Annotated in this window: 18 protein-coding genes, 2 tRNA genes and 3 rRNA genes; 4 read left to right on the top strand and 19 right to left on the bottom strand. The window is 46.1% G+C overall.

Annotated elements, in window-relative coordinates:
- Positions 1-336 precede the first annotated feature (336 nt).
- The gene (locus HRR27_RS12665) at positions 337-933 is read left to right on the top strand and encodes a hypothetical protein (protein WP_173274175.1); all 597 of its coding nucleotides are present in this window, start codon (positions 337-339) and stop codon (positions 931-933) included.
- 68 nt (positions 934-1001) lie between these two features.
- On the opposite strand, the gene HRR27_RS12670 is transcribed toward HRR27_RS12665, so the two are convergent.
- The 8 genes from HRR27_RS12670 to HRR27_RS12705 form a co-directional block, all read right to left on the bottom strand.
- Entirely contained in the window at positions 1002-1307 is a 306-nt protein-coding gene (locus tag HRR27_RS12670; RefSeq protein ID WP_173274176.1) for a hypothetical protein, read from the bottom strand.
- A 96-nt stretch (positions 1308-1403) separates the two neighbouring features.
- On the bottom strand, positions 1404-2225 hold the full coding sequence (gene queF, locus HRR27_RS12675; protein WP_173274177.1) for an NADPH-dependent 7-cyano-7-deazaguanine reductase QueF: 822 nt from the start codon (positions 2223-2225) through the stop codon (positions 1404-1406).
- A 1-nt stretch (position 2226) separates the two neighbouring features.
- Positions 2227-2628 (bottom strand): hypothetical protein, encoded by a 402-nt coding sequence (locus HRR27_RS12680; RefSeq protein WP_173274178.1) that lies wholly within the window; start codon positions 2626-2628, stop codon positions 2227-2229.
- Positions 2629-2914: 286 nt separating this feature from the next.
- A 5S ribosomal RNA gene (gene rrf / locus HRR27_RS12685) occupies positions 2915-3029 on the bottom strand.
- A 200-nt stretch (positions 3030-3229) separates the two neighbouring features.
- A 23S ribosomal RNA gene (locus tag HRR27_RS12690) occupies positions 3230-6095 on the bottom strand.
- Positions 6096-6522: 427 nt separating this feature from the next.
- Positions 6523-6599 (bottom strand) — tRNA-Ile (locus HRR27_RS12695).
- 35 nt (positions 6600-6634) lie between these two features.
- A tRNA-Ala gene (locus tag HRR27_RS12700) sits at positions 6635-6710 on the bottom strand.
- A gap of 64 nt (positions 6711-6774) precedes the next feature.
- Positions 6775-8318, bottom strand: a 16S ribosomal RNA gene (locus tag HRR27_RS12705).
- Together the 16S, 23S and 5S rRNA genes with 2 tRNA genes alongside form the textbook arrangement of a ribosomal RNA operon.
- A gap of 702 nt (positions 8319-9020) precedes the next feature.
- Here HRR27_RS12705 and HRR27_RS12710 point away from each other — a divergent pair.
- Complete coding sequence (locus tag HRR27_RS12710; RefSeq protein WP_173274179.1) at positions 9021-10169, top strand: histone deacetylase family protein; 1149 nt, start codon at positions 9021-9023, stop codon at positions 10167-10169.
- Here the strand turns inward: HRR27_RS12710 and HRR27_RS12715 are convergent.
- The 4 genes from HRR27_RS12715 to HRR27_RS12730 are packed head-to-tail and all read right to left on the bottom strand — an operon-like array spanning position 10166 to position 15360.
- Positions 10166-10765, bottom strand: coding sequence for a YigZ family protein (locus tag HRR27_RS12715; RefSeq protein ID WP_173274180.1), 600 nt, complete (start codon positions 10763-10765; stop codon positions 10166-10168). The genes HRR27_RS12710 and HRR27_RS12715 overlap by 4 nt on opposite strands.
- On the bottom strand, positions 10765-13842 hold the full coding sequence (locus HRR27_RS12720; RefSeq protein WP_243830850.1) for an efflux RND transporter permease subunit: 3078 nt from the start codon (positions 13840-13842) through the stop codon (positions 10765-10767). The genes HRR27_RS12715 and HRR27_RS12720 overlap by 1 nt, the downstream gene beginning before the upstream one ends.
- A complete protein-coding gene (locus tag HRR27_RS12725; RefSeq protein WP_173274181.1) occupies positions 13842-14924 on the bottom strand; it encodes an efflux RND transporter periplasmic adaptor subunit in 1083 nt (360 codons plus the stop codon). The genes HRR27_RS12720 and HRR27_RS12725 overlap by 1 nt, the downstream gene beginning before the upstream one ends.
- Positions 14911-15360, bottom strand: a complete 450-nt coding sequence (locus HRR27_RS12730; RefSeq protein WP_173274182.1) for an NfeD family protein — start codon at positions 15358-15360, stop codon at positions 14911-14913. The genes HRR27_RS12725 and HRR27_RS12730 overlap by 14 nt, the downstream gene beginning before the upstream one ends.
- 205 nt (positions 15361-15565) lie before the next feature.
- Between HRR27_RS12730 and HRR27_RS12735 the strand changes: the two genes are divergently transcribed.
- Positions 15566-18025 (top strand): methyl-accepting chemotaxis protein, encoded by a 2460-nt coding sequence (locus HRR27_RS12735; RefSeq protein ID WP_173274183.1) that lies wholly within the window; start codon positions 15566-15568, stop codon positions 18023-18025.
- Between the two features lie 110 nt (positions 18026-18135).
- Here the strand turns inward: HRR27_RS12735 and HRR27_RS12740 are convergent, their stop codons facing one another.
- The 7 genes from HRR27_RS12740 to rpmH all read right to left on the bottom strand — a co-directional run bounded on the left by HRR27_RS12740 (position 18136) and on the right by rpmH (position 24155).
- Positions 18136-19137, bottom strand: coding sequence for a ferritin-like domain-containing protein (locus tag HRR27_RS12740; RefSeq protein WP_173274184.1), 1002 nt, complete (start codon positions 19135-19137; stop codon positions 18136-18138).
- Positions 19138-19324: 187 nt separating this feature from the next.
- Positions 19325-19954 carry a YchE family NAAT transporter gene (locus HRR27_RS12745; RefSeq protein ID WP_173274185.1) on the bottom strand — a complete coding sequence of 210 codons (630 nt, stop codon included), beginning with the start codon at positions 19952-19954 and terminating at the stop codon, positions 19325-19327.
- A 43-nt stretch (positions 19955-19997) separates the two neighbouring features.
- Complete coding sequence (mnmE, locus tag HRR27_RS12750) at positions 19998-21359, bottom strand: tRNA uridine-5-carboxymethylaminomethyl(34) synthesis GTPase MnmE (RefSeq protein WP_173274186.1); 1362 nt, start codon at positions 21357-21359, stop codon at positions 19998-20000.
- Positions 21360-21471: 112 nt separating this feature from the next.
- The gene (locus HRR27_RS12755; protein WP_243830851.1) at positions 21472-21840 is read right to left on the bottom strand and encodes a hypothetical protein; all 369 of its coding nucleotides are present in this window, start codon (positions 21838-21840) and stop codon (positions 21472-21474) included.
- Between the two features lie 8 nt (positions 21841-21848).
- Positions 21849-23531, bottom strand: coding sequence for a membrane protein insertase YidC (gene yidC, locus HRR27_RS12760; RefSeq protein ID WP_173274187.1), 1683 nt, complete (start codon positions 23529-23531; stop codon positions 21849-21851).
- A gap of 22 nt (positions 23532-23553) precedes the next feature.
- A complete protein-coding gene (rnpA, locus tag HRR27_RS12765) occupies positions 23554-24003 on the bottom strand; it encodes a ribonuclease P protein component (RefSeq protein ID WP_173274188.1) in 450 nt (149 codons plus the stop codon).
- Between the two features lie 17 nt (positions 24004-24020).
- The gene (rpmH, locus tag HRR27_RS12770) at positions 24021-24155 is read right to left on the bottom strand and encodes a 50S ribosomal protein L34 (RefSeq protein ID WP_173274189.1); all 135 of its coding nucleotides are present in this window, start codon (positions 24153-24155) and stop codon (positions 24021-24023) included.
- Between the two features lie 1133 nt (positions 24156-25288).
- Here rpmH and HRR27_RS12775 point away from each other — a divergent pair.
- Positions 25289-26089: a sulfite exporter TauE/SafE family protein gene (locus HRR27_RS12775; protein WP_173274190.1), complete on the top strand. Its 801-nt coding sequence runs from the start codon at positions 25289-25291 to the stop codon at positions 26087-26089.
- The last annotated feature ends 154 nt before the right edge of the window (positions 26090-26243 follow it).

Consider the following 26243-nt stretch of genomic DNA (forward strand, 5'->3'; position numbering starts at 1 on the left):
TACTCACAATGAAGCAGATACTTCGGTTAATTCATTCGGCTTGCCTATAATGCAAACTCTGGCTAGTTTCTGACAATCAACGACTTTGGCGGCATACGCCCATTCTTTTCCCAACCGTAAATCGGCATAATTAAACCGTCGCCTTAATGCAACCCACAGCCAACCGGCGGCAAGTAACAAAAATCAGTCGAATATTTTAGCACAAGCCATCGCCGAGTTAGAAAGCTTAGCGTGTTTAGGGGAGCACTGAATAAGTCTCAGTTCCTGAAAAGCCCCGATTGCACTTATCGCGAAAATCGATTGTATTCACATAGGGTTTCACATTGCGGAGGATACATGAAAACTCAACGTTTATTTAGCCCTTTACTGACCACCACTCTGGCGACTGCAAGTGCTGTGTTGTTACTAAATGCCTGCAGCTTAACGCCGCCAAAACACATGATGGATATTCAGCAGGGTGAACACTTCAATCTACAACAATCTCTGAGCATTCCCGCAGGTAGTGCACGAGTCTATATACAAAATGGACAGATAACGGGCTATGGATTTGACCGTTTTGAACCGCATTGTCGTTTAGAGGTTAAAACGCTAAGGGAACAAGCGACCTTGATTCAAGCCGATCAATTTAAAATTACTGCAGTTCGAATTGGTGAAGAAGCCGTCGCCGAACGCACAACACAATCTGTACCGCAGATGCTTGCCAATTTTGGATTACAACCAGCCATGGCGAGTGACAGCGATAAAGATTCTAATCGAACCCCTACGATGGATTATGTTCATCTATATTTGCAGTCCGCAAACCAACCGGATGTTTTACGCTTAACCTGTGCTGGCGCACTGAGTGATGGCGATCCATTTGATGCACCGCGGAGTCATCGTCCACAAAGAGAAAAGATTAAGGAAATTCTTGGCAAAATTGCGCAAATAGATTAAAGGAAAGAGTTTCGAGCATTACGCGTAAAAGGTAATGCTCGCTGTCAAAATGTGCGCTTAAAAAGAGATTACATTTTCGGGTAAATTGTCATCAAAACTTCGACTTCTTCGCGACAGCAACCTAATTCAAACGCCAATTTAGCCAGCTTTGAGGCACGCGGTTGCAAGCTTTGCATGGTTTCACCCTTTTCTAACGCTTCTTGCAACCAAGCAGATAAGGTCGAAAGCTCTTTCATTTTGTATTCCATCTCTTCGGCCGGAATCCCACAGGTACAGAGCTGATTAAGGTTTAAGTCAAAACGCTCCAAGGCTTCGTCTGAAGTGATATTGGTGTCTTTAACAATATTTCTAAAATTTCCGTTTCCCGGTAGCATCGTTGTATTCCTATTGGTTTTTTGAGGCGCTATTTTAATGAATTACGCTGGCAAGTATATGGGTATTTCTATGCCTACTTGAATGCAGACCAAAAGCTACTGACGCTGCGTGCGTGAAATATCATATTCATCTTCAAAGTTTGAACGGTACGGATTAATATCCAAACCTCCACGGCGGACATAGCGCGCATAAACAGTTAATTGTGTTGGCTGACACTGACGCATAATATCGGTAAAAATACGCTCTACACACTGCTCGTGAAATTCATTATGCTCACGGAAAGAGATAATGTATTTTAACAACCCAGCTTCATCAATCCGCTGTCCAGTATAACGAATGACCACGGAACCCCAATCGGGTTGCGATGTGACTAAACAGTTGGACTTTAATAAATGGCTATTCAATGTTTCTTCGACTACATACTCTTCTGTTGTCTGCAGCAAACCGGCATCAACCTGATAGCTATCGACTTCGATATCTAAAACATCCAAATTTTCACCTGGCATATCGCCGAACAACAGTTCATGGCCAGACATTGATTTAAACTCAATACCAACAATTTCACCAGAGGCCGCTGACAAATCCTTAACCATTAAGTCTATAACATCTTGCTCACAAGCAAAACGTGTCCCGTTAAAGCTGTTTAAATACAATTTAAATGATTTCGACTCAATCAAATTTGGTGAATCAACTTGAAAGCCAAACTCAGCAATACGAACTTCAGGCTTGCCCTTAAGATTCAACCAAGAGACCTCGTATGCGGTCCAAATATCCAATCCATTAAACGGCAAAGACAACTCATCAATGTCCAACTCTTTCCGCTTTTCGGCACGAGGAATTGGAAACAACAAAGAAGAATCATATTGCGCGCAATAAGGTGTATCTTTACCTAATAGACTATTACTGACTATCGACATCTTAAGACCCTACATCAAAGTTTCGTAACGCAGAACGGAAAGAGTTAAATGGGTTCAACAGAGCATCTGCCAAGATGATTCCATAACCCAACCAATGAAAAAACGTAATCGATTTATCAGGCGTAAAGTACAGATAGGCTAATAAGGTAGTCGCAATAATGACTGTCAAAACCGCCCAAAATAAATCCATAAAAAAACCAAGCGAAGTGATATCGACCGATTTCATCATCTCAACAAACAAAATCACTATCGACATGGTAATAAAAACATACCCATAAATTGTGTTGTCCAATGAAATATCAAACTGCTCTGCAAGCACTAAATAAGCGATAACCAAAAGCATCCAAGGAAATTTTGATATCGTTTTGATGAGACTATTATCGTTACCTTTTGCCAGAATCATAACTGCTCCTTAAACAAGTCCAACAATCTAAAAGAAGCACGCCAATAAAACAAGTAAAACTCGGTGCTTACAAACCAAAAAACCGCGTTTTAACACGCCGATAAAATAACTCAAAGCGATTTATGCCAAGTGCATGATGCGAACGCATAGTGAACTTTGACAAAATTCAATGATAAGAAGATACAGAATAAATCCAAATCAAATTACGTAAGGTTCTTTTATCAAACAATTTTTAGGCAAAAAAAAACCGCTGCTCGGTAAGGAGTCAGCGGTTTTTAGGATATAAGCTTGGCGATGACCTACTCTCACATGGGAACTCCCACACTACCATCGGCGCTGAAACGTTTCACTTCTGAGTTCGGTATGGGATCAGGTGGGTCCATCTCGCTATTGTCACCAAGCAATTCGGTGTGCTGTGCTGGGTCGCTTTGTTTCACGCTCGCCAACACGGCAAATAGGTTTGAAATAATGTTTTGCAATTGCTGTTTTTAATAGGGGTAACTTACTTAACCTTAAACACTCAAGGTATTTATGCCATCTCTAAATCTTAGCCCTCATCTTCACTCTCTCGTTCGCACGACAAAAGTTACTTTTGAGTTGTATAGTTAAGCCTCACGGGTAATTAGTACAAGTTAGCTTCATACATTACTGCACTTCCACACCTTGCCTATCAACGTCGTAGTCTCCAACGGCCCTTCAGAAGACTTAAAGTCTAGGGAGAACTCATCTTGATGCAGGTTTCCCGCTTAGATGCTTTCAGCGGTTATCCTTTCCGAACATAGCTACCCAGCAATGCCATTGGCATGACAACTGGAACACCAGCGGTTCGTCCACTCCGGTCCTCTCGTACTAGGAGCAGCCCATCTCAATTCTCCAACGCCCACGGCAGATAGGGACCGAACTGTCTCACGACGTTCTAAACCCAGCTCGCGTACCACTTTAAATGGCGAACAGCCATACCCTTGGGACCGACTTCAGCCCCAGGATGTGATGAGCCGACATCGAGGTGCCAAACACCGCCGTCGATATGAACTCTTGGGCGGTATCAGCCTGTTATCCCCGGAGTACCTTTTATCCGTTGAGCGATGGCCCTTCCACACAGAACCACCGGATCACTAGAACCTACTTTCGTACCTGCTCGACGTGTCAGTCTCGCAGTCAATCACCCTTATACTCTTGCGCTCATTGCACGATGTCCGACCGTGCTGAGGGTAACTTCGCGCTCCTCCGTTACACTTTAGGAGGAGACCGCCCCAGTCAAACTACCCACCATACACTGTCCCTGAGCAGGATTCACTGCCCGAGGTTAGAACCTCAACATTACCAGGGTGGTATTTCAAGGACGGCTCCACGACAACTGGCGTCATCGTTTCATAGCCTCCCACCTATCCTACACAAGTAAGGTCAAAGTCCAGTGCAAAGCTGTAGTAAAGGTTCACGGGGTCTTTCCGTCTAGCCGCGGGTACGCAGCATCTTAACTGCGAGTTCAATTTCGCTGAGTCTCGGGTGGAGACAGTGTGGCCATCATTACGCCATTCGTGCAGGTCGGAACTTACCCGACAAGGAATTTCGCTACCTTAGGACCGTTATAGTTACGGCCGCCGTTTACCGGGGCTTCGATCAAGAGCTTCGCTTGCGCTAACCCCATCAATTAACCTTCCGGCACCGGGCAGGCGTCACACCGTATACGTCATCTTTCGATTTTGCACAGTGCTATGTTTTTAGTAAACAGTTGCAGCCACCTGGTCTCTGCAACCCCCACTAGCTCAGAGAGCAAGTCTCGTCACCCGCAGGGGCACACCTTCTCCCGAAGTTACGGTGTTATTTTGCCTAGTTCCTTCACCCGAGTTCTCTCAAGCGCCTTGGAATTCTCATCCTGACCACCTGTGTTGGTTTGGGGTACGGTTTTTTGTAACCTGAAGCTTAGAAGATTTTCTTGGAAGCATGGCATCAACCACTTCGCTCAAAATAGAGCTCGTTATCAGTTCTCAGCATAAAGTATCCCGGATTTGCCTAAGATACATGCCTACAACCTTGAACCTGGACAACCATCGCCAGGCTGGCATAGCCTTCTCCGTCCCTCCATCGCAGTTACAAAAAGTGTAGGAATATTAACCTACTTCCCATCGACTACGCATTTCTGCCTCGCCTTAGGGGCCGACTAACCCTACGTCGATTAACGTTGCGTAGGAAACCTTGGTCTTTCGGCGAGGGTGCTTTTCACACCCTTTATCGCTACTTATGTCAGCATTCGCACTTCTGATACCTCCAGGACACTTTACAATGCCCCTTCGCAGGCTTACAGAACGCTCCTCTACCATGCACTATGTGCATCCGCAGCTTCGGTACACTGCTTAGCCCCGTTAAATCTTCGGCGCAGGCCGACTCGATCAGTGAGCTATTACGCTTTCTTTAAAGGGTGGCTGCTTCTAAGCCAACCTCCTGACTGTCTGAGCCTTCCCACATCCTTTCCCACTGAGCAGTGTTTAGGGACCTTAGCTGGCGGTCTGGGTTGTTTCCCTCTTGACAACGGACGTTAGCACCCGCAGTCTGTCTCCCATGATTGTACTTGTTGGTATTCGGAGTTTGCAATGGGCTGCTAATCCTTGACGGACCGCTAGACCATAACAGTGCTCTACCCCCAACAGTAAGACATGAGGCACTACCTAAATAGTTTTCGAGGAGAACCAGCTATCTCCGAGCTTGATTAGCCTTTCACTCCGATCCACAGCTCATCCCCGCATTTTTCAACATACGTGGGTTCGGTCCTCCAGTACCTGTTACGGCACCTTCAACCTGGCCATGGATAGATCGCCCGGTTTCGGGTCTACGCCATGCAACTATTCGCCCAGTTAAGACTCGGTTTCCCTACGGCTCCCCTATTCGGTTAACCTTGCTACATAACGTAAGTCGCTGACCCATTATACAAAAGGTACGCAGTCACCCCTCAAGGAGGCTCCCACTGCTTGTACGTACACGGTTTCAGGTTCTATTTCACTCCCCTTCTGGGGTTCTTTTCGCCTTTCCCTCACGGTACTGGTTCACTATCGGTCGGTAGAGAGTATTTAGCCTTGGAGGGTGGTCCCCCCGTCTTCAAACAGGATTTCTCGTGTCCCGTCCTACTCGATTTCACCACTAATAAGTTTTCGTATACGGGACTATCACCCTGTATCGTTCGACTTTCCAGACGATTCTACTAACTTAATAATGGCTTAAGGGCTGGTCCCCGTTCGCTCGCCGCTACTTAGGGAATCTCGGTTGATTTCTTTTCCTCCGGGTACTTAGATGTTTCAGTTCCCCGGGTTAGCTTCCTGCAAGCAGGATATCCATTAAGGATGGGTTTTCCCATTCGGAGATCAACGGGTCATAGGGTATTTGCCACCTCACCGTTGCTTTTCGCAGGCTATCACGTCCTTCATCGCCTTCTACCGCCTAGGCATCCACCGTGTACGCTTAGTCACTTAACTATACAACTCAAAAATAACCTTAACCTTTTGTGTCGCAGGGGCTTTCTTCATCTGATCCATTACTTGCTAAAATAATGCACCATCCAAAAGTCTTTCAATTAAAGCCTAATAAGTTGACAATGACTAAGATTCATCGCTGACACAAATACACTTGAGTATTCTCAATTAAGTATTGCGTTACCTATTACTTTCGATTGTTAACTTGCGATTAACAATCCAGCAATTGATTGAATGATTGGAGATCATTCAATCTCGTTATTATGACATTCGGCTGTCATAACAAACATTATTCCAAATTTTTAAAGAACTTCAGTTTTGAGCAACTGAGAAGCGGAATTATAACATTCTCTTCTCAACTTCAAAATAAAACTGTTAATAATTTCTTAGCTTTTACGCTAAAACTTTATTAACAGGCTTACTGTGGAATTGGTGGGTCTGGGTGGATTTGAACCACCGACCTCACCCTTATCAGGGGTGCGCTCTAACCAACTGAGCTACAGACCCAATCGCTGAGTCCGTCTTAACCAACTCAGGTAAATTGGTGGAGCTATGCGGGATCGAACCGCAGACCTCCTGCGTGCAAGGCAGGCGCTCTCCCAGCTGAGCTATAGCCCCTAATTTTGGTAATTCAGAAAGAATTTATGTGAAAGCTCGCCTTAACTCGTAACCTTTTTATCTTAAAGGAGGTGATCCAGCCGCAGGTTCCCCTACGGCTACCTTGTTACGACTTCACCCCAGTCATGAACCACAAAGTGGTAAGCGCCCTCCAAAAGGTTAAGCTACCTACTTCTTTTGCAATCCACTCCCATGGTGTGACGGGCGGTGTGTACAAGGCCCGGGAACGTATTCACCGCGACATTCTGATTCGCGATTACTAGCGATTCCGACTTCATGGAGTCGAGTTGCAGACTCCAATCCGGACTACGAGAGGTTTTTTGAGATTCGCACACTGTTGCCAGCTAGCTGCTCTTTGTACCCCCCATTGTAGCACGTGTGTAGCCCATCCCATAAGGGCCATGATGACTTGACGTCGTCCCCGCCTTCCTCCGGTTTATCACCGGCAGTCTCATTAGAGTTCTCAACTAAATGGTAGCAACTAATGATAAGGGTTGCGCTCGTTGCGGGACTTAACCCAACATCTCACGACACGAGCTGACGACAGCCATGCAGCACCTGTGTCCAAGTTCCCGAAGGCACATCTCCATCTCTGGAAACTTCTTGGCATGTCAAGGGATGGTAAGGTTCTTCGCGTTGCATCGAATTAAACCACATGCTCCACCGCTTGTGCGGGCCCCCGTCAATTCCTTTGAGTTTTAATCTTGCGACCGTACTCCCCAGGCGGTCAACTTATCGCGTTAGCTTCGCTACTAACCTTTTTAATAAGGCCAACAGCTAGTTGACATCGTTTACGGCGTGGACTACCGGGGTATCTAATCCCGTTTGCTACCCACGCTTTCGCACCTCAGCGTCAGTTTTAGTCCAGGAAGGCGCCTTCGCCACTGATGTTCCTCCAGATATCTACGCATTTCACAGCTACACCTGGAATTCCCCTTCCCTCTACTAAACTCAAGATTGCCAGTATCAAATGCCGTTCCCAGGTTGAGCCCGGGGCTTTCACATCTGACTTAACAATCCGCCTACGCGCGCTTTACGCCCAGTAATTCCGAATAACGCTTGCACCCTCTGTATTACCGCGGCTGCTGGCACAGAGTTAGCCGGTGCTTCTTCTGAAGGTAACGTCAAACCATGCCGATATTAGCGACACAATCTTCCTCCCAACTGAAAGTGCTTTACAACCCTCGGGCCTTCTTCACACACGCGGCATGGCTGGATCAGGCTTTCGCCCATTGTCCAATATTCCCCACTGCTGCCTCCCGTAGGAGTCTGGGCCGTGTCTCAGTCCCAGTGTGGCTGATCATCCTCTCAAACCAGCTAGAGATCGTCGCCTTGGTAAGCCTTTACCTTACCAACTAGCTAATCTCACTTAGGCTCATCCTTTAGCGATAGCTTACATGTAGAGGCCACCTTTACTCCGTAGAGCGTATTCGGTATTAGCGTACGTTTCCATACGTTGTCCCCAACTAAAGGGTAGATTCCTAAGCATTACTCACCCGTCCGCCACTCGTCAGCAAGAGAGCAAGCTCTCTTCTGCTACCGTCCGACTTGCATGTGTTAGGCCTGCCGCCAGCGTTCATTCTGAGCCAGGATCAAACTCTTCAGTTTAATCTTGCTAGATGTATTTCGATTCGTTCTCACGAATATTTAACACTCGGAATTGACAAAGTAAGCATGATAAATAAATAATAAATTATTCATTACCAAGTACATATTGTCATAAATTTCGAGATTTTTTTTGCGGTTACTCACTAAGGGAGCTTCCACATAAATTATCTCTGAATTACCTAATTTTTAAAGAGCTTCAACTTGGTTCGCTGTGCGTTCCTCGTTGGTAGGCCGCGCATTTTATAGAAGCGTTAATTTCTTGTCAAATGTTTTTTCAAACTTTTTTCAAAAAATTTTGTCGTTCTATTTTTTCACGACCCGTTAAATCGTTTCTTCACCTCAAAACCGCTTAGAGAACCCTCTAAAACAACCTCAAGTAAATCAACCACTTAACTTCAATTTTTCTCGTCTTTCTGTTCCGCGTTTCGCTTCCCCCTCAAGACAGGTGCGTATTCTAGGCATTTCACAAAACAACGCAACCCCTTTTTTCGCTTTTTTTGCTTTTATTACGGATTTCTTTTACCAAACACCCTTATACCCACAAACTCACACTTTATCCACAGAGTTATGCACAAACCTTGTCTATCCTATGCAAATTAAAGCCTGTTTATCCATCGATTATTTTGTTCTAAGTGACAGTTATAGGCTACTTGACTATATTAACGAAACCTAGAGTCGACCTGATTATCGGAAAAATCAATTATGAAACCTCATCTTAACAGACGACAATTTATTACTTTTAGCTTAGCGGCTAGCTTTGGTTTGCTACCAGTCAGTAAGTTACAAGCGGCGCTGTCCAGCAAACATAAGGTCGGTACGGTTTTAGATCCGTTATTCTTTAAACATACACGTGAGGGCCATGCCGAAAGTGCAGAACGACTGATTGCCATCGATAAAGAACTCACCCGTCGAGATTATTGGTCTTATCTAACCCCGGTAAAAACTCGCATGGCAAGCAAGGAAGAATTATTGAGTACACACCAATCCGGTTATGTTTTTGAGATTGAAACTTTAGCTGAGGAGGGTAACGAAATTTTCTATAGTGCTTACAGCAATGACACTTACATCAATAAACACACTTATGATGCAGCTCGTATGGCGGCCGGAAGTAATATTGAACTGAATTTGGCCGTTTATGATCGGCAAATAGATCGAGGCTTTGCCCTTCTTCGCCCACCAGGGCATCATGCTCGCGCTGATCAAGCGATGGGCTTCTGTATCTTTAACAGTGATGTGATTGCAGCCAAAGCACTTCAAAAGTATCGTGGCGTAGAACGCATAGCGATTATCGACTTTGATGTACATCATGGTAATGGCACCCAAGACCTGACCATCAAAGATCCATCCATCTTGGCAATTTCGATTCACCAACATCCATTCTGGCCGATGACCGGTTTCAGCAGCTTTACCGGTATTGGCGCAGGTGAAGGCAAAAATCTTAATTGTCCATTCCACAAAGGCGCGGGTAATAGAACTTATTTAGAAGTATATGACAAGGTCATTCAACCTAAATTAGAAGCGTTTAAACCGGAACATATTATCGTCTTTGCCGGTTATGACGGCCACTGGCAAGATCCGCTCGCAGGTCACCAGTTGTCTGTAGCCGGTTACAATAAGCTGGTACAGAAATGTATCAACTCTGCAGAACAACTCTGTGGTGGGCGCATTAGCTTTTCACTAGGTGGCGGTTATAACTTGGAGCCATTGGCACAAAGTGTCGCCGGAACCATGCATACATTGCTTGGCTTAGAAGAACCATTTATTGATCAAGTCGGTGAGAGTGAAGATTTCGAGCAGGACTATTCGGAAGAAATTACTAAATTGCAGCAACTGCACTTTGGCAAAGCTTAATCGTGCAATCGATATTCACATGAAATCGAATCTAACTGTGCGGTTATTTCATTAACCGCATCTTCCGGTACTTGCAGTTGCATACTGACTTGTTGCGCATAACTTACCTCAGCCACCTCGCCGGCAACTAACTGGCACCAATGACGGATTTGCTGCTCCTGAGAAAAGTCACAGAATATGCTGATGGCCTGCATCGGAATTTGCTCTTCGGTCGGTAGCACCTCCATCACCGCCTGCGCAGCTTGACCGTAAGCACGAGTCAATCCGCCCGCTCCTAGTTTAATTCCACCGAAATACCTGACCACGACGATCATGACATCGCCAATATTTTTATGATTTAAAACATTCAGAATCGGCTTACCGGCGGTTCCGCTCGGTTCACCATCATCCCCCATACCGGCATTGGCAGCACACTTTGGATTGCCGAGTAGATAAGCCCAACAGTGATGACGGGCATCCGGATATTGCTCTTTAAGCTCTTGCAGCCACTGCATTCCCTCTTCACGCGTGGAAATACCGCGCGCATACGCAATAAAACGACTCTTCTTAATCTCTATTTCTGCCACGGACTCTTCGGCAGGAATTGGGTAGGACATTAAGCAACCTTTTCGATTTTGACTTTAAACCAGAGCGCATAGAGTGCCGGCAAAAAAAGCAGAGTCAGGAGTGTGCCGACACCAATCCCGCCAATCAATACATACGCCATTGGCCCCCAAAAAGTTGAAGAGGTCAAAGGAATGAACGCCAACATCGCGGCCAACGCAGTGAGCAACACCGGGCGCGCTCGGCGAATGGTCGCATCAATCAACGCTTGATAATCGGCCATGCCTTGACGTTTGTTATCATCAATCTGGCCGGTCAATATTAAAGTGTTGCGCATCAAGATTCCCGCCAGACCAATTAAACCAAGATTCGCCACAAAGCCAAACGGCTGTTGAAACACAATCAAGGCAGCAACCGCACCAATCAAACCAAGCGGCGCAGTGAACAACACCATAAACATTCCGCTAAAACGACGAATAAAGAGCATTAGTAATAAAGTGATACTTAATAGCATCAACGGCATCATTGCCTGAATCGAAGCCTCGGCTACAGCAGATTCTTCAACCGAACCGCCGGTATCAATCCGATAACCCAATGGCAGACTGGCAACGAGAGGTTGCATCAGTTCTTGCATTTTCTGGGTTGCCACCGGCGGTTGCATTCCTGGAATAACCTCGCTATTCACCGCCAAAAACAGCTCGCGATTACGTCGATCCAACAGCATATCTTCGTAATGTGGTTGCAACTCAGCCAAATGACTCAATGGCACACTGGTCGTTGCCGTGCGCACCATAATTTCATCAAGATTTGCTAAATTATTGCGCGTTGCTTGATCGGCGCGCAACAACACGTTCACTGTGCGATTCGCTTGCCGAACTTGACCAACGGTAACGCCCTGCAACTGAGTATTCAACTGCGCCATTAACTGCTGCTGAGTTAAGCCTAATTGTAATAAGCGTTCAGCGTCAAACTCTAAACGCATCACCAAAGAACGCTGCCCCCATTGCAAGTGCGGATCAATAGTAAAGTCCTGCTCCGCCATTAACAGACGCAACTGTTCGGCAATTTCACGCAACACTTGTGGATCTGGGCCAACCACACGGAAAGTCACCGGCCACGGCACTGGCGGACCAAATAACAATGGATGCGCCCTAACACGTGCTTCTGGGAAAAGTCCTTGATTAATCTGCTGCTGAAGTTGGGCTTGCAGCGCATCTCGCTCCTCTTTACCGTGCGTCACCACGATAATCTTGGCAAAAGCCGGATTTGGCAACTCCGGATTCAATGCCAAGAAGAAACGCGGTGCGCCCTGCCCAACATAGGTCGAAAGCGACTTAACCTGCGGATAATCTTTAATCAGACTTTCCATTCGCTTGGCGACGACATCCGTGGCCTGCATCGAGGTTCCTTCCGGCATGGCGATATCAATCATCAACTCCGGACGATCAGAGCTCGGAAAAAACTGTTTTTCAACCACATTCTTCATGCCCATTGCCGCCAGCACAAAGATGAATATGGTCAGTAACACCACGCTTTTCTTAAAACGAACGCAAGCTTGTACGACAAATCGCAACCCCTGATAGAAGCGGCTGTTATACATTTCTTGATGAGGGTTGTTGATTTTAGGGAGTAGCTTTACGCCAAGATAAGGAGTGAAATACACCGCTACCAGCCAAGAGGCAAGCAGCGTCATGCCCAATACCCAGAAAATACCACCGGCATATTGCCCAACCTGCGATTGCGCCAAACCAATCGGCAAAAAACCGACTACTGTCACCAAAGTACCAATCAACATTGGCGCGGCCGTTACCGTCCATGCGTAAGCGGCAGCCTTGGCTTTTTCCATGCCCTCAGCGATTTTGACCAACATCATCTCAATGGCGATAATGGCATCATCAACCAATAAGCCCAGTGAAATAATCAGCGCTCCCAAGCTGATACGGTCGAAGTTCTGACCATTTAAATACATAAATACAAAAGTCATCGCCAGAGTCAAAGGCACGGCTAAAGCGACGATTAAACCGGCCCTAACTCCTAAAGCCAATAAACTGACAAGCAAAACCACGCCCAAAGCCGTGACAAACTTCAACTGAAAGGTGCTGACCGCATCATGAATCGCATCCGCTTGATTGGTCACCTTATCCAATTGAACCCCAGCCGGCAGCTGCTGCAAATAATTTTGCTCAAACGCAATCAGGCTTTTTTCCAGCTGCAAGCCATCAACGCCCTTCGCCATCACCACCCCAACCAATAGCGCCTGCTCGCCACGATCGCGAATCAGATAATTCGGCGGTTCTTGATAACCTTGCGAAACCTTAGCCAACTGGTCTAAACGCACTGTTTTGCCACCCACTAAAATCGGTAACGCTTCAATTGTCGCGGCATCAAGCTGTGCACCACTCTTCGGCGCACGCAAAAAAACGCGTGGGCCGGCAGTATCCACATAGCCTCCAGCTTGCTTTTGCAAATGCGCCCCCAACTGCTGCTGTAAATCGTCCAGCTGAATACCCGCTTGTGCCAGTATTGACTGATCACAATCAATAAAAATTTGGCTTGCTTGCTCCCCCAATAAATTGACTTTTTTAACACCCTGCACACGGCGTAAAGCCACCGTCATCTGTTCCGCAACTTGCACCAGCTGGTTATGCGGCCAACTCGGTGCCGTCAGACTATAAAGAGTGAAATAAACATCCGCAAAATCGTCATTAAAGAAAGGGCCTTGCACCCCTTGCGGCAGGCTTGGAGCCAAATCGTTCAGGCGCTTACGAACTTGATAAAACAGCTCTTCAGAAATACCGCTTGGGGTATTTTGCGCAAACAGCACAATCATATCGGTGCGACCAGGACGAGATTTGGTCTCAACCCGATCAAAGTAAGCAATTTCTTCCAAGCGTTTCTCAATCGGATCGGCGACCTGCTCTTGCATCTCCATCGCCGTTGCTCCAGGCCAAGTAGCAGAAACCACCATGGCGTTTAAATCAAAACTCGGGTCTTCGGCACGCCCCATATGCAAAAAAGCATAGATGCCAGCAATCGTCACCACCAAAATAAAATACAAGGTGACGCTTGGCTGGCGCACCGCAAGCGCCGACAGGTTCCAACGCGAAGTTTGAGAAGAAATCTGCGACACTAAGGCATCTCCTCAAGCGGTTGGCCTTCAGAAAGCAAATGCACGCCAAGCGCAATCACCTTAGCATTAGCCGGAAAATCAGCCCTAAGCCACACAGACTCAGAAGAAAGACGCAGAATTTCCACCGCCAATCGCTTAGCTTTACCGTTTTCCAGCAACCAAACTGAGGGATAGTCCGCCGCTTCATATAACGCGCTTAAAGGCAGTTGTACCTGATTAGACAAAGCTTGAGTAAACTGCACACGAACGCTTTGATTCAACGGCATGCGATTGATAAGCGCACTATCGGCTAATTGATAATATACCGTCCATGTTCGGCTCGGCAAATCTGCCTGTAACAAGCGAGTACGCAACTTAACCGGATAACTCTGCCCATTTATAGTCGCTAGGGCGCTATCCGGTAAATCACCAATACGCGCTTCTGGCACTGAAAGCGCGACATCTCGCTGCCCATCAACAATCAGCTGAAATAATGCCTGTCCGGCATTCACCACTTGCCCTTCTTCAACCATTCTGCTGCCAATCACTCCAGCATTAACGGCAACTAACTGAGTGTAATCCAACTGATTTTGTGCCTGCTGCAAGTTTTGATGATTTGCATTTTGCTGGGCTTGCAAAGCTTTAAGCTGCGTTTCCAACTGCTGCTTAGCTTGTTCTGAAGCGAGTTTACGCTGTTGTAAGGCTTCCACACGCTGTAAGTCAGATTGGGTTTGACTGATTTGCGCAGCAGTGACTTTAATCGCCGCTTGAGAGGATTTTACCGATAATACAAAATCGCGCTGATCAAGCTGTAACAATGTCTGTCCAGCATCAACACGACTGCCTAAATCCACTGAGACCTGCTTAACCTGACCAGCAACGCGCAGCCCTAAAGGAATAATCTTACGCGCGCTAAGGGTGCCATTTAAAACCCAATCTCTGGACTGAGCGCTCGAAACAACGGTGACGACTTTTACTTTAAGAAGAGATTTTTCCGGTCTTTCAGGCTCTTGCTGACAGCCGCTAAGAGCAGAACTGAATAATAAAACCCATAAGATTGCGGTAAACGAAGCACGCCCTACTCTCACATTAGTCTTCTGCATGCACCGATTTTCTTGAAAGTAATTCCACATTTGCCCGTCCGTTAACAATATCTATCACCACCACACGATCACCCTCTTTAAGGTTATCTTCATCCGTTTGAATCGGCCAGCTGCGGTCTTTATAGACCACGCTAAGATTCCCGTTTGCGCGACGGATTATGCCCGTTCCACCCTCTTGGTGTTCATCCGCCAAACGAATCCCCAAGCGCGGTTTTTTACCGAGTTGATGAGCTAAAACCCACAACATCAAAAAAAAGATCAGCTGATAAAACCCGTTTTCAATCGCCAAAAGAAAGCCGGCAGCACCCAGCAGCACTAGACTGAAGCCAAGAGTTTTTAACCATTTTTTAAGGAGTAAAATCCCGAATGCGAATAATACCGCACCTAATCCGAGCAAGAACCCATGATTTAGGATGGGAAACTGCAGCTGATCCATAAACAACACTCCTCGGCTTTACTTGGCAAGTAGTCTATAACATTCTACAAAACAGGCCTATTGTTTCGCTTGTCTTTAGCAAAAACTCAACAATTTCATGCTTATTTAACCGAAATCAAGCAGTTAATCTAATCCGACAATAGAGAATGTTTTAACGTATTAAGGACTCACAAAACTTCAAGAAATATCACCTCACGGGGGCTCAATGCAAACCCAATCGCTTAAATTCAAAATCCTATCGGTCTCGCTGGCGGTCACATTATTGGTACTCGTACTGCTTGGTTCAACGCTTTACTTTACAGAAATAAAACCCCTTAAGAGTCAAGTTTCGCTTGATTTGCAGAACGATATGCAGACTTTTATCGACAGTAAAATCGACCTGAAAATCCAAGGCGGAATCATCGGCTCAGCGATGTTGAGCTTGAACCAAAAAGTCAAAGACGCGGTGCGCAACGCAGACAGCACGGAAATTTACCCAATCTTAAAAACCGTTAAAGACGATTACGCCGCCAAAACCAATTTTCAAGGGGTGTTTATTGAAATCATCAATGCCGCAGGCGACTCGCTGCTAAGAAGCTGGAAACTCGACCAACCCGGTGGCAAACGCTTACAAGACCCTCTCATCAAACAGGTGTTTGAAACCAGACAAGCGCAAGGCGCGCTAATCTTCGGCGAACGCGGCGTGACCATCGTCGCCGCCACGCCGATTCTCGACAATACCGAATTTCTGGGTGCTACCGCGATGATCTTGGGAGTCGGTTCGATTTCGCGCGATTTTGCCGAACAGTTTAAAAACACCCATGGCCAGTGGATCATGCTGGTCGATAAGCAATATGTAAACGACAAACTCGGTAACACCAAAGCGGTCGATAGCCTCATGCCGATTACCGACCGTTATGTCGTCGCCAACAACAAATGGTTCAGCGAAGAGGTCATCCAACAAACCAAAGCACTGTATCAAGCCAGCAACGGCGAGCAAACCTCGGTCTATCTCGCCGCAGATAAGGTCGTTGTCGACCTGCCCGCTTATGACGAAAGCGGCAAGGTATTCGGTCGTCAGGTATTTATTCAAGATGCCGCCGTCCTCACCGAACCGCTGGCCAAAGCGATGAACAACGCTTGGACGACGTTGATTATGGTTGCACTGGGCATTCTCATACTCAGCTCGATTATCATCGGCTTAATCATCCGCTTGGTAATTACCCCTTTACAGACCCTCAACCAAACCATTACCGAGGTTGATCAAAACGGTGATTTCTCGCTACGCATCCAAATCGACAGCGAAGACGAAGTCGGTCGCACGGCCAAAGCCATCAACCATCATTTGGACAAGGTGAATCAAGCTATCCATCAAGCCAACCAGGTGGTTGGCGCCCTCGCCAAAGGGCAACTCGACAAACGGATTGAAGGTAATTTCAATGGGCGATTGCTCGAATTAAAACAAAGCATTAATGTCAGTATCGACAATATTCAACAGATGATGAACGCGCTGGAAAACACCTTGAAAGCCCTTAGCCAAGGGCACTTCTCCGTGCAGCAGACAAGCGGACAAGCGCAAGGGGCTTTCGGCCAAATGCTCAACCAAAGCCAAAACGCCATGCAAAATCTGTCTGGAATCATCCGCGAAATCAATGAAGTGATGCAGACGGTTTCACGTGGAAACTTTCAAAATCGCATTCAAGTGGCCGCACAAGGCGAACTCGATGCCTTAAAGAGGGAAATCAACCAAACGGTGCACGTCTTAGCGTTGGTGATCGACGACATCACTAAGGTCATGCAAGCACAAAGCAACGGTGACTTAACCCAGAGTGTCGGCGTGGCATGCGACGGCGAACTGGCCGATCTCAAAGAAGCGATTAATCATAATGCGGAACATCTCAATCGCACGATCAACCAAGTGATGAATGCGTCGAATACGGTATCTCATGTCGCCAGCGAAGTGTCTCGCGGCTCCATGAGTTTAAGTGACAGCGTGCAACAGCAAGCGGCCTCGATGGAGCAAACCTCGGCAACCATGGCAGAGATGAACAGCGCCATCGAAACCAATGCGCAGAATGCCCTAAACGTCGATCATCTGGAACATGAATTGCAGAAAAACTCGGTCAATGCCGGCCAGGTGATGAAACAGACCATCAACGCCATGGCAGAAATTCAAAACTCCAGCAAACGCATCGAAGAGATTGTCACCTTAATTGACAGCATCGCCTTCCAAACCAACTTGCTGGCGCTCAATGCGGCGGTGGAAGCGGCGCGTGCCGGCGAACACGGTCGCGGCTTTGCGGTGGTCGCCGGCGAAGTGCGCGCCTTAGCACAAAAATCAGCGGATGCAGCGCGCGAAATCAATCAACTGATTGGCGACAGCATTAATGTCATCAATCGCGGAACACAGCTCGCCGGAGAATCGGAAAGCGTCCTCGCACAGATGAATGACTCGATCGACAAGGTAACGCAAATGATTGCCGAGATCGCCAATTCATCCGCCGAGCAATCGCGTGGTGTCAACGAAGTCAATCAAGCCTTGCAGTTAATTGACCAAGTCACCCAGAACAACGCGGCTCTAGTGGAAGAGACATCCGCCGCCGCACAAAGCATGCAAGACCAAGCCGATGAGCTGGAACAACAGATGCAATTCTTTAAAACCCGTAACCAAAAACGATTGAACTAAAATTGAACTAAAGGATAACAAAAGCATCGCCAGCTCAAAAAACGCCAAAGCCCGGTCTGTATAACCGGGCTTTTTGATTGGCTAACGCGAATTAACTTTGAAAAGAAAACTTAGCTTGCCGAAGTCGATACCGCACTGGTATTGATATCACCGTTCACACCATCTGGGAAGAAACCTCCCGAACTGACCGAATTCGGATTGAGGTACACCACATTCAACACTTGGCCCGGCGAACGCGAATAGGCCAAGCCATTGCTATCGAGTGGAACAATGTTCGATGCATCATAATCCATACCGTTCAAACTCACCGTGGTATCGCTGATACCTTGGTCGATATCGCTGGCGCCATCCAAGCTATCACGTGCATCGGAAATCGCATCGGCCTGAGTATTAAAGCCGGCCGAAGTCAAAATACTACGAATCAAACCGGCATGGTAAGCTTCGGCTGCCAATAAGCCGGCCGCGGCCTCCAAGAAGACCTTGTTCTGCACAAAAGGCGAAGCACCTTTATAAGCCGTGACACCGACATCTTCAAAGATATAAGCCGCTAGTAAGAAGTTATTTTCATTGGCAAATGGATCAAAGGTTTCGGTAGAACCGATTAATCCGGCCGCTTGCGCTGCGGCAGTAAAACTATCGGTAAAATTAATTGCCGGACGCGCCACGGCGCTTGAGCCTAAGGCCGCACGTAAAAAATCGACGTGGTCACGCTCGTCACCGGCAATTTCGGCGGCATAGCGAGCAATCGCCGGCGTAGCGAAAGTCACCTGTGAACCACCGGTGACCATCCCTTGTGCGCCCAAACCAGTAATTTGACCGTCATTAAGACCGCTGCCGGTGACCGCACGCAGATAAAATTCCGCCTCTAAATATTCAAGGTTTAAGGCAAAGTTCAAAACTTGGTCATCAGTTGGGCCGGTTGCCGCAATCGCATCATTGCCTGAATTACAACCGCTCAACATGGCTGTACCGAAAAGACCGGCACCTGCTGCCGTTAAGCCCCGCAGAAAATTACGACGATTAGCCTGATATTTGCTGAATTTATTGTGTAAGTCTTGGTCTAAGTCAATTCCCGCACCTAGCCCGTATTTATTAAGATCCTGCTGACTCATATTATTCTTCTCCAATCTTTTTTTAAGAGGTTTTATGGATAAGTGACAAAGGACATCCAACCGCCTAAAAATCTTTTTGGCGGGTTAGAAATCACTGAAAGTTAGCAAGCTTGCAATAGGGATTACGTTACCGAAAAAAAATTGGATGCAGAGAGTGACAAAAATTTACTCAAGTCAGTCATAAATCTCACGCAAGAGCGGGAAACAAACCTTTTAAGCCATTGGCGATAAATTCAATCGCGATGGCCGCCAGCAGCAGTCCCATAATGCGGGTGATGATGTTGATGCCCAGTTGATCAATCCGTTGTGATAACCAAGGCGTCAAGCGAAAAACAATCCAAATCAGCATCGCAAGGAGCATTATGGCAATCGCCAGATAACCGTAATGAGCAACCGTATCGCTGCGGTGCGCTTCAATGATGACAGCGGAAATCGCCCCCGGTCCTGCCAATAAAGGCATGGCTAAGGGCACCACCGCAATCGAATCGTTCTGTTCGGCATCGTAGTTCTCTTCTTTGGTGCGTACCTGTCTTTCGCCTTTGGTGTGCATCATCGAAATGGCCATTAATAAAATCAAGATGCCGCCGCCGACGCGGAAGGAGTTGATGGAAATGCCGAAGAAATCCAGAATCGTTTCGCCAAAAAACAGGCTGATGAGCAAAATCGTGGCGACGGAAATCACAGTGATATGAGCGATTTTATAACGTTCTTGCCGTGGCAAATCAGACGTCATCGCCAAAAAGATGGGAATGGCGCCAATCGGATTGACCACCGCAATCAAGCCAATCAGAAACTTGGTGTATTCAGTAAAATCCATTGCCACTCCTAACCATTTTTAAATGTCGCTTAAACCGATAAAACTACTTACCAATACAAAATGAACTGAAAATTCGTCCCAGTAAATCATCCGAGGTAAAACGGCCGGTAATTTGTGACAAGGCATCTTGCGCCATGCGTAAATCTTCAGCAAGCAGTTCTCCCGCCGCATAGATTTCTAATTGTTGCTGTCCTTTTAAAGCGAAATCCAACGCACTTTGCAACGCATCTAAATGGCGTTTACGCGCCATAAAAACGCCCTCTTGAGTCTGCGCAAATCCCATTTCGGTTTTCAGATGAACGCGCAACAAATCCAAACCTTGGCGATGTTTTGCCGATAACCAAATCACCGCTCGTCCGGTCTGCGCTTCGGTTTCAATCATCGGCTCGTGGCCAATCAAATCAATTTTATTGCGTACCAGAGTTACTGGAATCGCGTGTGGCAGCTTGTCCAGAATCGCTTGGTCCTCAGGATGAATCGCTTCACCGGCTTGCAGCATGACTAACACACGGTCGGCGTTGTCAAGAGCTGCCCAAGCGCGCTCTATACCGATTTGCTCGACTTGATCGGTCGCCTCGCGCACACCAGCGGTGTCTAAAATGTGCAACGGCATGCCGTCAATATTGATTTCTTCTTTCACTATATCGCGCGTGGTACCGGCAATATCGGTAACAATCGCAGTCTCTTTGCCAGATAAAGCATTTAACAAGCTCGACTTACCTGCATTCGGGCGACCGAGAATCACCACCGACATCCCTTCGCGCAACAAAACGCCCTGCTGAGCAGAAGCAAAAACTTGGTGTAAGCGGTCAAGAATATGCTGTAACTGACCACCCACTTTGCCATCAGATAAGAAATCGATTTCCTCTTCCGGAAAATCAATCGCTGCTTCCACATATAAACGCAGTTGAATCATCTCTTCAACCAAGGCATTTATTTCACGTGAAAAGTCGCCTTGCAACGAACGCAAAGCCGACTTTGCAGCTTGAGCCGATGACGCTTCAATCAAATCGGCAATCGCTTCGGCTTGGGCCAAATCGAGTTTATCGTTTAGAAAGGCCTGTTTGGAAAACTCCCCCGGCTCAGCCAAGCGCGCACCCAAGTGCACCACCCGCTCCAATAACCATTGCAGCACGATTGGTCCACCATGTCCTTGTAACTCTAAAACATCTTCGCCAGTAAAAGAGTGAGGATTGGGAAAATATAGGGCAATTCCACGGTCAAGTATCTCACCCTGCTCGCCATAAAATGCACCGTAATGTGCATAACGAGGCTTCGGAATTTTGCCTAGAATCGCTTCGGCAATCGCCGCCGCTTGCTTGCCCGAAACGCGTACGATACCAACGCCGCCACGTCCCGGCGCGGTTGCTAAGGCCGCGATGGTGTCAATGTTCTCAAATTCCATGATGCCTACTCATAATAGTAATAGCGCAATTTTAACAAATTCCGCCCAAAGCAAAACGCCCACCAAGTCTGAAAACTGGGCGGGCGTCTGCGAATGCCAAAATAGCGAATACTTATTTTACGAGAACTTGATAAGTCTGCGTTTTAATATCCGTAATAAAGGGTTTTGTTTGATAAAGCTCCAACGTTTTGTCTAAAGTTTTCTTAGACGTAAACGTCTGTTCTTCCGCTTCGCCATTGATGCTGTACGACAGAACATATAAATCACGAGTGTTTACATTCACGTTGTTACCTTGCGTTGGCGCAGCCGATGCCGATGCCGATGCCGATGCCGATGCCGATGCCGAAGCGGTCGCTTCCAACGGAATGTAACCTTCTTTGGTTTTATAGCAAAGCGGATTGGTGCCATCCGCAACCAAAAACTCCACTTTGCCGAACATTGGGTGATCTGTACCCAGTTTTTGATAAGTAATTTGCATCATTCAATCCTTTATTTCTTATCTTCACCAGCTTCGATTTTTTTGGTGATGTAGTACTGCTGCCCAACTGAAAGAATGTTGTTCACTAGCCAGTAAAGTACCAGACCTGCTGGGAACCATAGGAAGAAGAAAGTGAAAATAAACGGTAATAGTTTAAACACTTTCTGCTGCATCTCGTCCATCATCGCCGATGGGTTCAGCTGCTGTTGGATATACATAGTAATCCCCATCAATACTGGCAAGATGAAATACGGATCCATCGCAGACAAGTCTTGAATCCACAGCATAAACGGTGCTTGGCGCATCTCTACCGAGTACAACAGTACCCAGTACAGCGCGATAAATACCGGCATCTGAATCAGAATTGGTAAACAGCCACCCAGCGGGTTAATCTTTTCTTCTTTGTACAGCTTCATCATCTTCTGTTGGAAGATAACTTTATCATCGCCATAGTTCTCTTTTAACTGCTGTAGCTTAGGTTGGAACTTACGCAGACGCGCCATAGAACGATAAGATGTTTCTGATAACTTGTAGAACACCAATTTAATTAAAATGGTTAACAAGATAATCGCCACACCCCAGTTGCCAACCAAATTATGAATTTGCTTTAGCAACCAAAAAATCGGCTCGGCTAAGAACGTTAAAATACCGTAATCAATTGTTAATTCAAGGCCTGGGGCAATCTCTGCCAAAACATCTTGCAACTCAGGACCAATATACAATTGTGATGAAAGTTGACCACTCTCACCTGCAGGAACATGCACAATCGGCTCAACCACACCCACCGCATAACGGCCGCCCTCTAAAGGCTTAGCATAATATTGATTGGTTGCATTCTGGTCTGGCACTATCGCCGTTAAGAAGTACTGCTGAATCATCGCCGCCCAACCGCCAGTAACGGTTTTACCCGTCACAGGCTGAGTGTTCAAATCATCAAACGAATGCTTAACATACTGGTTTTCAGCATTCCCGTCATACAATACTGGACCCGTGTAGGTATACATCATCCAGTTTTCGTCCGGATTATAAGCATTACGCACCAGCTGAGAATACATACTGCCCGACCACTCTTGGTCAGTCATGTTCTGCACCTGATAAGTGACCGCAATCAAATGACTGCCTTTGGTAAAGGTGTACGTCTTAGTCACTTTTACGCCGTCTTTTTCCCAGGTCATAGGCACTTGCAAAGTATCGCCAGACATCACATAGTCAGTTTGCTCTGTTTGCCAAACGTCTTTATGCGTTGGCGCCGGAAGCTTCGCACTTTTTTGCAATGCAATGCCGTTCTGTGCCATATAGATTAATGGCCCAGCGTCGCTCATCAACTGGAACGGCTGCGTATGGTCTTCGGTCGCACCGTAACCCAACAACTTAACATTGCGAATATCCCCGCCATTGGTATCAATTTCCAATGCCAGTTGATCGGTGGTCACCTTAATACGCTGTGCAGAAACAATACTTTCCGCCAATGTCGGAACCGAATCATTTGCCACCATACCAGTATTGGCATTCGGCACAGCAGAACTACCGCTGATTGCCGTTGGTACTGCAACATCACTTGCTACAGGCACTTCTTGCGCCGCACTGGATTGCAAAGCTTGCGTCTCTTTTTGAGCGGTAAACTGCGTCCACTCAAGCCAAATCCAGGTTAGCGTAAAGGCTAAGGCTAACCACCAGAAAGATCTCATATTCATTTTGTACCCTTTATCACACTGGTTACTTTGGGCGGTGTTTTAAATTACTTTTGTGAATCTTACGAACTAAGTGTAAAAAACTCTCGTGCAAAATTTTGCTATCGATTTGCTCCATACCCTTTCGTCCCAAGACGACAATATCATAACCAGATAAATCTTTTTTATGTAAACGAAATGCCTCACGGGCAATTCTTTTAACCCGATTACGCCAAACGGCTCTGGACAATTGCTTTTTGGCAATCGCCAAACCTAAACGAGGGAATTCTTGGTTGTTTGAACGCACAATCATGGTCCAATTGCGATTACCAAAGCGTTCTGCCTTAGCAAATACGTAAGCGTAATCTTTCGGCGTTAATAACCGAAGCGATTTATCAAAGGAATGATCTTCAACAGAGGGAGATTGGGGAGGAGTTTGGCAAGCTGAGCATGGGTTTGAGGCCAGCTCGCCAGAGGTCGATTCTGTGTGTACCATCGTAAGCACACTCAGAATTAAGGTATTAAGCGCTTACGTCCTTTCGCACGACGAGCAGCTAGAACTTTACGACCATTTTTTGTCGCCATACGAGCACGGAAACCGTGAGTACGAGCGCGCTTGATTACGCTAGGTTGAAATGTACGTTTCATCTCTTAAGTCCTTGATTTTGACTTTCCAGAATCGGAAAAAACCGGAATTATAAAGAGTTACGTTACAGAAAACAATGCCTTTTTCAACAATTTACAGGTTTTTCATCCAAGCCAACTCAGCCGGTTTAGGTTTAGCAAACCCTTTGATATTGCTCATAAAATGTATCTTGTATCTAAAAACCGGTAAAACCACTATATAAGCTAAGGAGTGCCGAATAAACACGATTAAACTGGCCCGAGTAACAGGCAAGCATAATAGTCAAATTGCCCCGTCTTTACATCGCTTACCTTCACTGACAACGACAATTATCCTAATTTAATAGACAGAACATAGCTCGTGAGCACTGTATTAAGTACGTAATATTAAAAATTAATAATGTTCTATTATAAAAATTTTTCAGTTTCGATAGTGTTTTATTTTCAGTGACTTAACGCGTTATTTAGGCGCGTGATTTTCTGACAAAAAAACCTGAATAATAACCATATATCAAGCTTTTATGGCACCCCAAGGAGTAAGAAAAACTTACCTATCAAACAGGCTAGAAAATCCGTCAAAAACCGATTTTCCCCAAAAAAATTGAATGCACTTATTGACGAAACCCAGTTGACGAAACTATAGCGTTTGCTCAAAATGTCGCTTGCTTTACAGCGAGATGGCCGCTTAAAGTAAATTAAAATTTACAATAAACTCCCTTGTAGACCCGAAAAATCGGGCAGGATTTACGGAAAAACAGAAGCTGAAATCATTCATTTATGCATCGAAAGTTCTGAAGATTCCACCAAAGATCTTTACAAAAATTCGTGCGAACAACAAAAAAATTATCTCGCACAGCTGGTTTTGACCAGAAGAGGCAAAAACAATACTAAAAAAACCAAAAAACTCTTTCCATCCGAAAGTAAGACCTAATAATCTAAACTAAGGTTTTTCAAACCAAACGTTAAGATTTTTGTTGAGTTGTTATGTTAGGCGGGTTTATCCCGCTTTTTTTATTGCTTATTCTCGACGAGCTATCTGTTAAAAGGCCTCCCCTCTCCATTAACAAGATACAGAATAACTTCAAATGACTGCAACGTCTCGCTAACACAAGCGCCTATAATAAAACCCAATTACGTTAAACGATTTGGGAAAACTCATGCCTGAACAATTCATTTTAGAAATCGCCATTTACCTCATTACCGGTACTTTTGTCGGCTTTGCCGCCGGCCTACTCGGCATTGGTGGAGGTCTGATTATTGTGCCGGTGCTCACCACCGTATTTGCATACTTTCTCGGTTCTAGCGACATCGTACATTTGGCTATCGGCACCTCTTTAGCGACTATTTTAATTACTTCGCTCTCATCGGTTCGTGCTCACCATCAACACCGTGCAGTGCATTGGCATGCCGTGCGTCTACTGAGTCTTGGCGTCTTGGCTGGCGCTTTTATCGGTGGCTGGGTTTCTCAATATTTTGATTCAGCGACCTTATCGAAAATCTTTGGTATTTTAGAGTTATTGATTGCAATTAATATGCTGCTCTCCATCAAACCCAACCCAAGTCGACAACTACCTGGCCTCGCGGGTAATACCGTAGCAGGATTAATTATCGGCAAGCTTTCCTCGTTGGTCGGGATTGGCGGCGGCACTTTAACCACACCCTATTTGGTTTGGAACAATATCTCAATGCACCAAGCTATTGCCACGTCAACCGCCGTGAGCTTACCAGTCGCCTTAGCCGGATCAATTGGTTTTATTTTGGCCGGCTTGCAAGCGCACGATCTTCCCGCCTACACCACCGGCTATATTTACTGGCCAGCATTTTTTGGAATTATTGTGGCAAGTATTTTCACTGCCCCAATTGGTGCACGCTTGGCGCACAAGCTTCCTGTACAGCTTTTAAAGCGCGCTTTTGGGGTGTTTTTGCTGTTACTCGCAGGTAAAATGCTGTTTTTTTGATTGCAAGTTATCAACCGATAAAAATCAAATAAAAACAATAGGTTAAAAATTTAAATAACAAAGTTATCCACAAGCACTGTACACAACTTATCCACAAAAATACCGCTTGAGTTAACTTTATTCACAGGTATACTGTTTGCAACATAACAACAGA

Source organism: Thiosulfatimonas sediminis (assembly GCF_011398355.1).
Lineage (GTDB): Bacteria > Pseudomonadota > Gammaproteobacteria > Thiomicrospirales > Thiomicrospiraceae > Thiomicrorhabdus > Thiomicrorhabdus sediminis_A.

Coding starts and splice junctions, on each gene's coding strand:
- HRR27_RS12665 (WP_173274175.1), top strand. CDS start 337: ATGAAAACTCAACGTTTATTTAGCCCTTTACTGACCACCACTCTGGCG.
- HRR27_RS12670 (WP_173274176.1), bottom strand. CDS start 1,307: ATGCTACCGGGAAACGGAAATTTTAGAAATATTGTTAAAGACACCAAT.
- queF (WP_173274177.1), bottom strand. CDS start 2,225: ATGTCGATAGTCAGTAATAGTCTATTAGGTAAAGATACACCTTATTGC.
- HRR27_RS12680 (WP_173274178.1), bottom strand. CDS start 2,628: ATGATTCTGGCAAAAGGTAACGATAATAGTCTCATCAAAACGATATCA.
- HRR27_RS12710 (WP_173274179.1), top strand. CDS start 9,021: ATGAAACCTCATCTTAACAGACGACAATTTATTACTTTTAGCTTAGCG.
- HRR27_RS12715 (WP_173274180.1), bottom strand. CDS start 10,765: ATGTCCTACCCAATTCCTGCCGAAGAGTCCGTGGCAGAAATAGAGATT.
- HRR27_RS12725 (WP_173274181.1), bottom strand. CDS start 14,924: ATGCAGAAGACTAATGTGAGAGTAGGGCGTGCTTCGTTTACCGCAATC.
- HRR27_RS12730 (WP_173274182.1), bottom strand. CDS start 15,360: ATGGATCAGCTGCAGTTTCCCATCCTAAATCATGGGTTCTTGCTCGGA.
- HRR27_RS12735 (WP_173274183.1), top strand. CDS start 15,566: ATGCAAACCCAATCGCTTAAATTCAAAATCCTATCGGTCTCGCTGGCG.
- HRR27_RS12740 (WP_173274184.1), bottom strand. CDS start 19,137: ATGAGTCAGCAGGATCTTAATAAATACGGGCTAGGTGCGGGAATTGAC.
- HRR27_RS12745 (WP_173274185.1), bottom strand. CDS start 19,954: ATGGATTTTACTGAATACACCAAGTTTCTGATTGGCTTGATTGCGGTG.
- mnmE (WP_173274186.1), bottom strand. CDS start 21,359: ATGGAATTTGAGAACATTGACACCATCGCGGCCTTAGCAACCGCGCCG.
- HRR27_RS12755 (WP_243830851.1), bottom strand. CDS start 21,840: ATGATGCAAATTACTTATCAAAAACTGGGTACAGATCACCCAATGTTC.
- yidC (WP_173274187.1), bottom strand. CDS start 23,531: ATGAATATGAGATCTTTCTGGTGGTTAGCCTTAGCCTTTACGCTAACC.
- rnpA (WP_173274188.1), bottom strand. CDS start 24,003: ATGGTACACACAGAATCGACCTCTGGCGAGCTGGCCTCAAACCCATGC.
- rpmH (WP_173274189.1), bottom strand. CDS start 24,155: ATGAAACGTACATTTCAACCTAGCGTAATCAAGCGCGCTCGTACTCAC.
- HRR27_RS12775 (WP_173274190.1), top strand. CDS start 25,289: ATGCCTGAACAATTCATTTTAGAAATCGCCATTTACCTCATTACCGGT.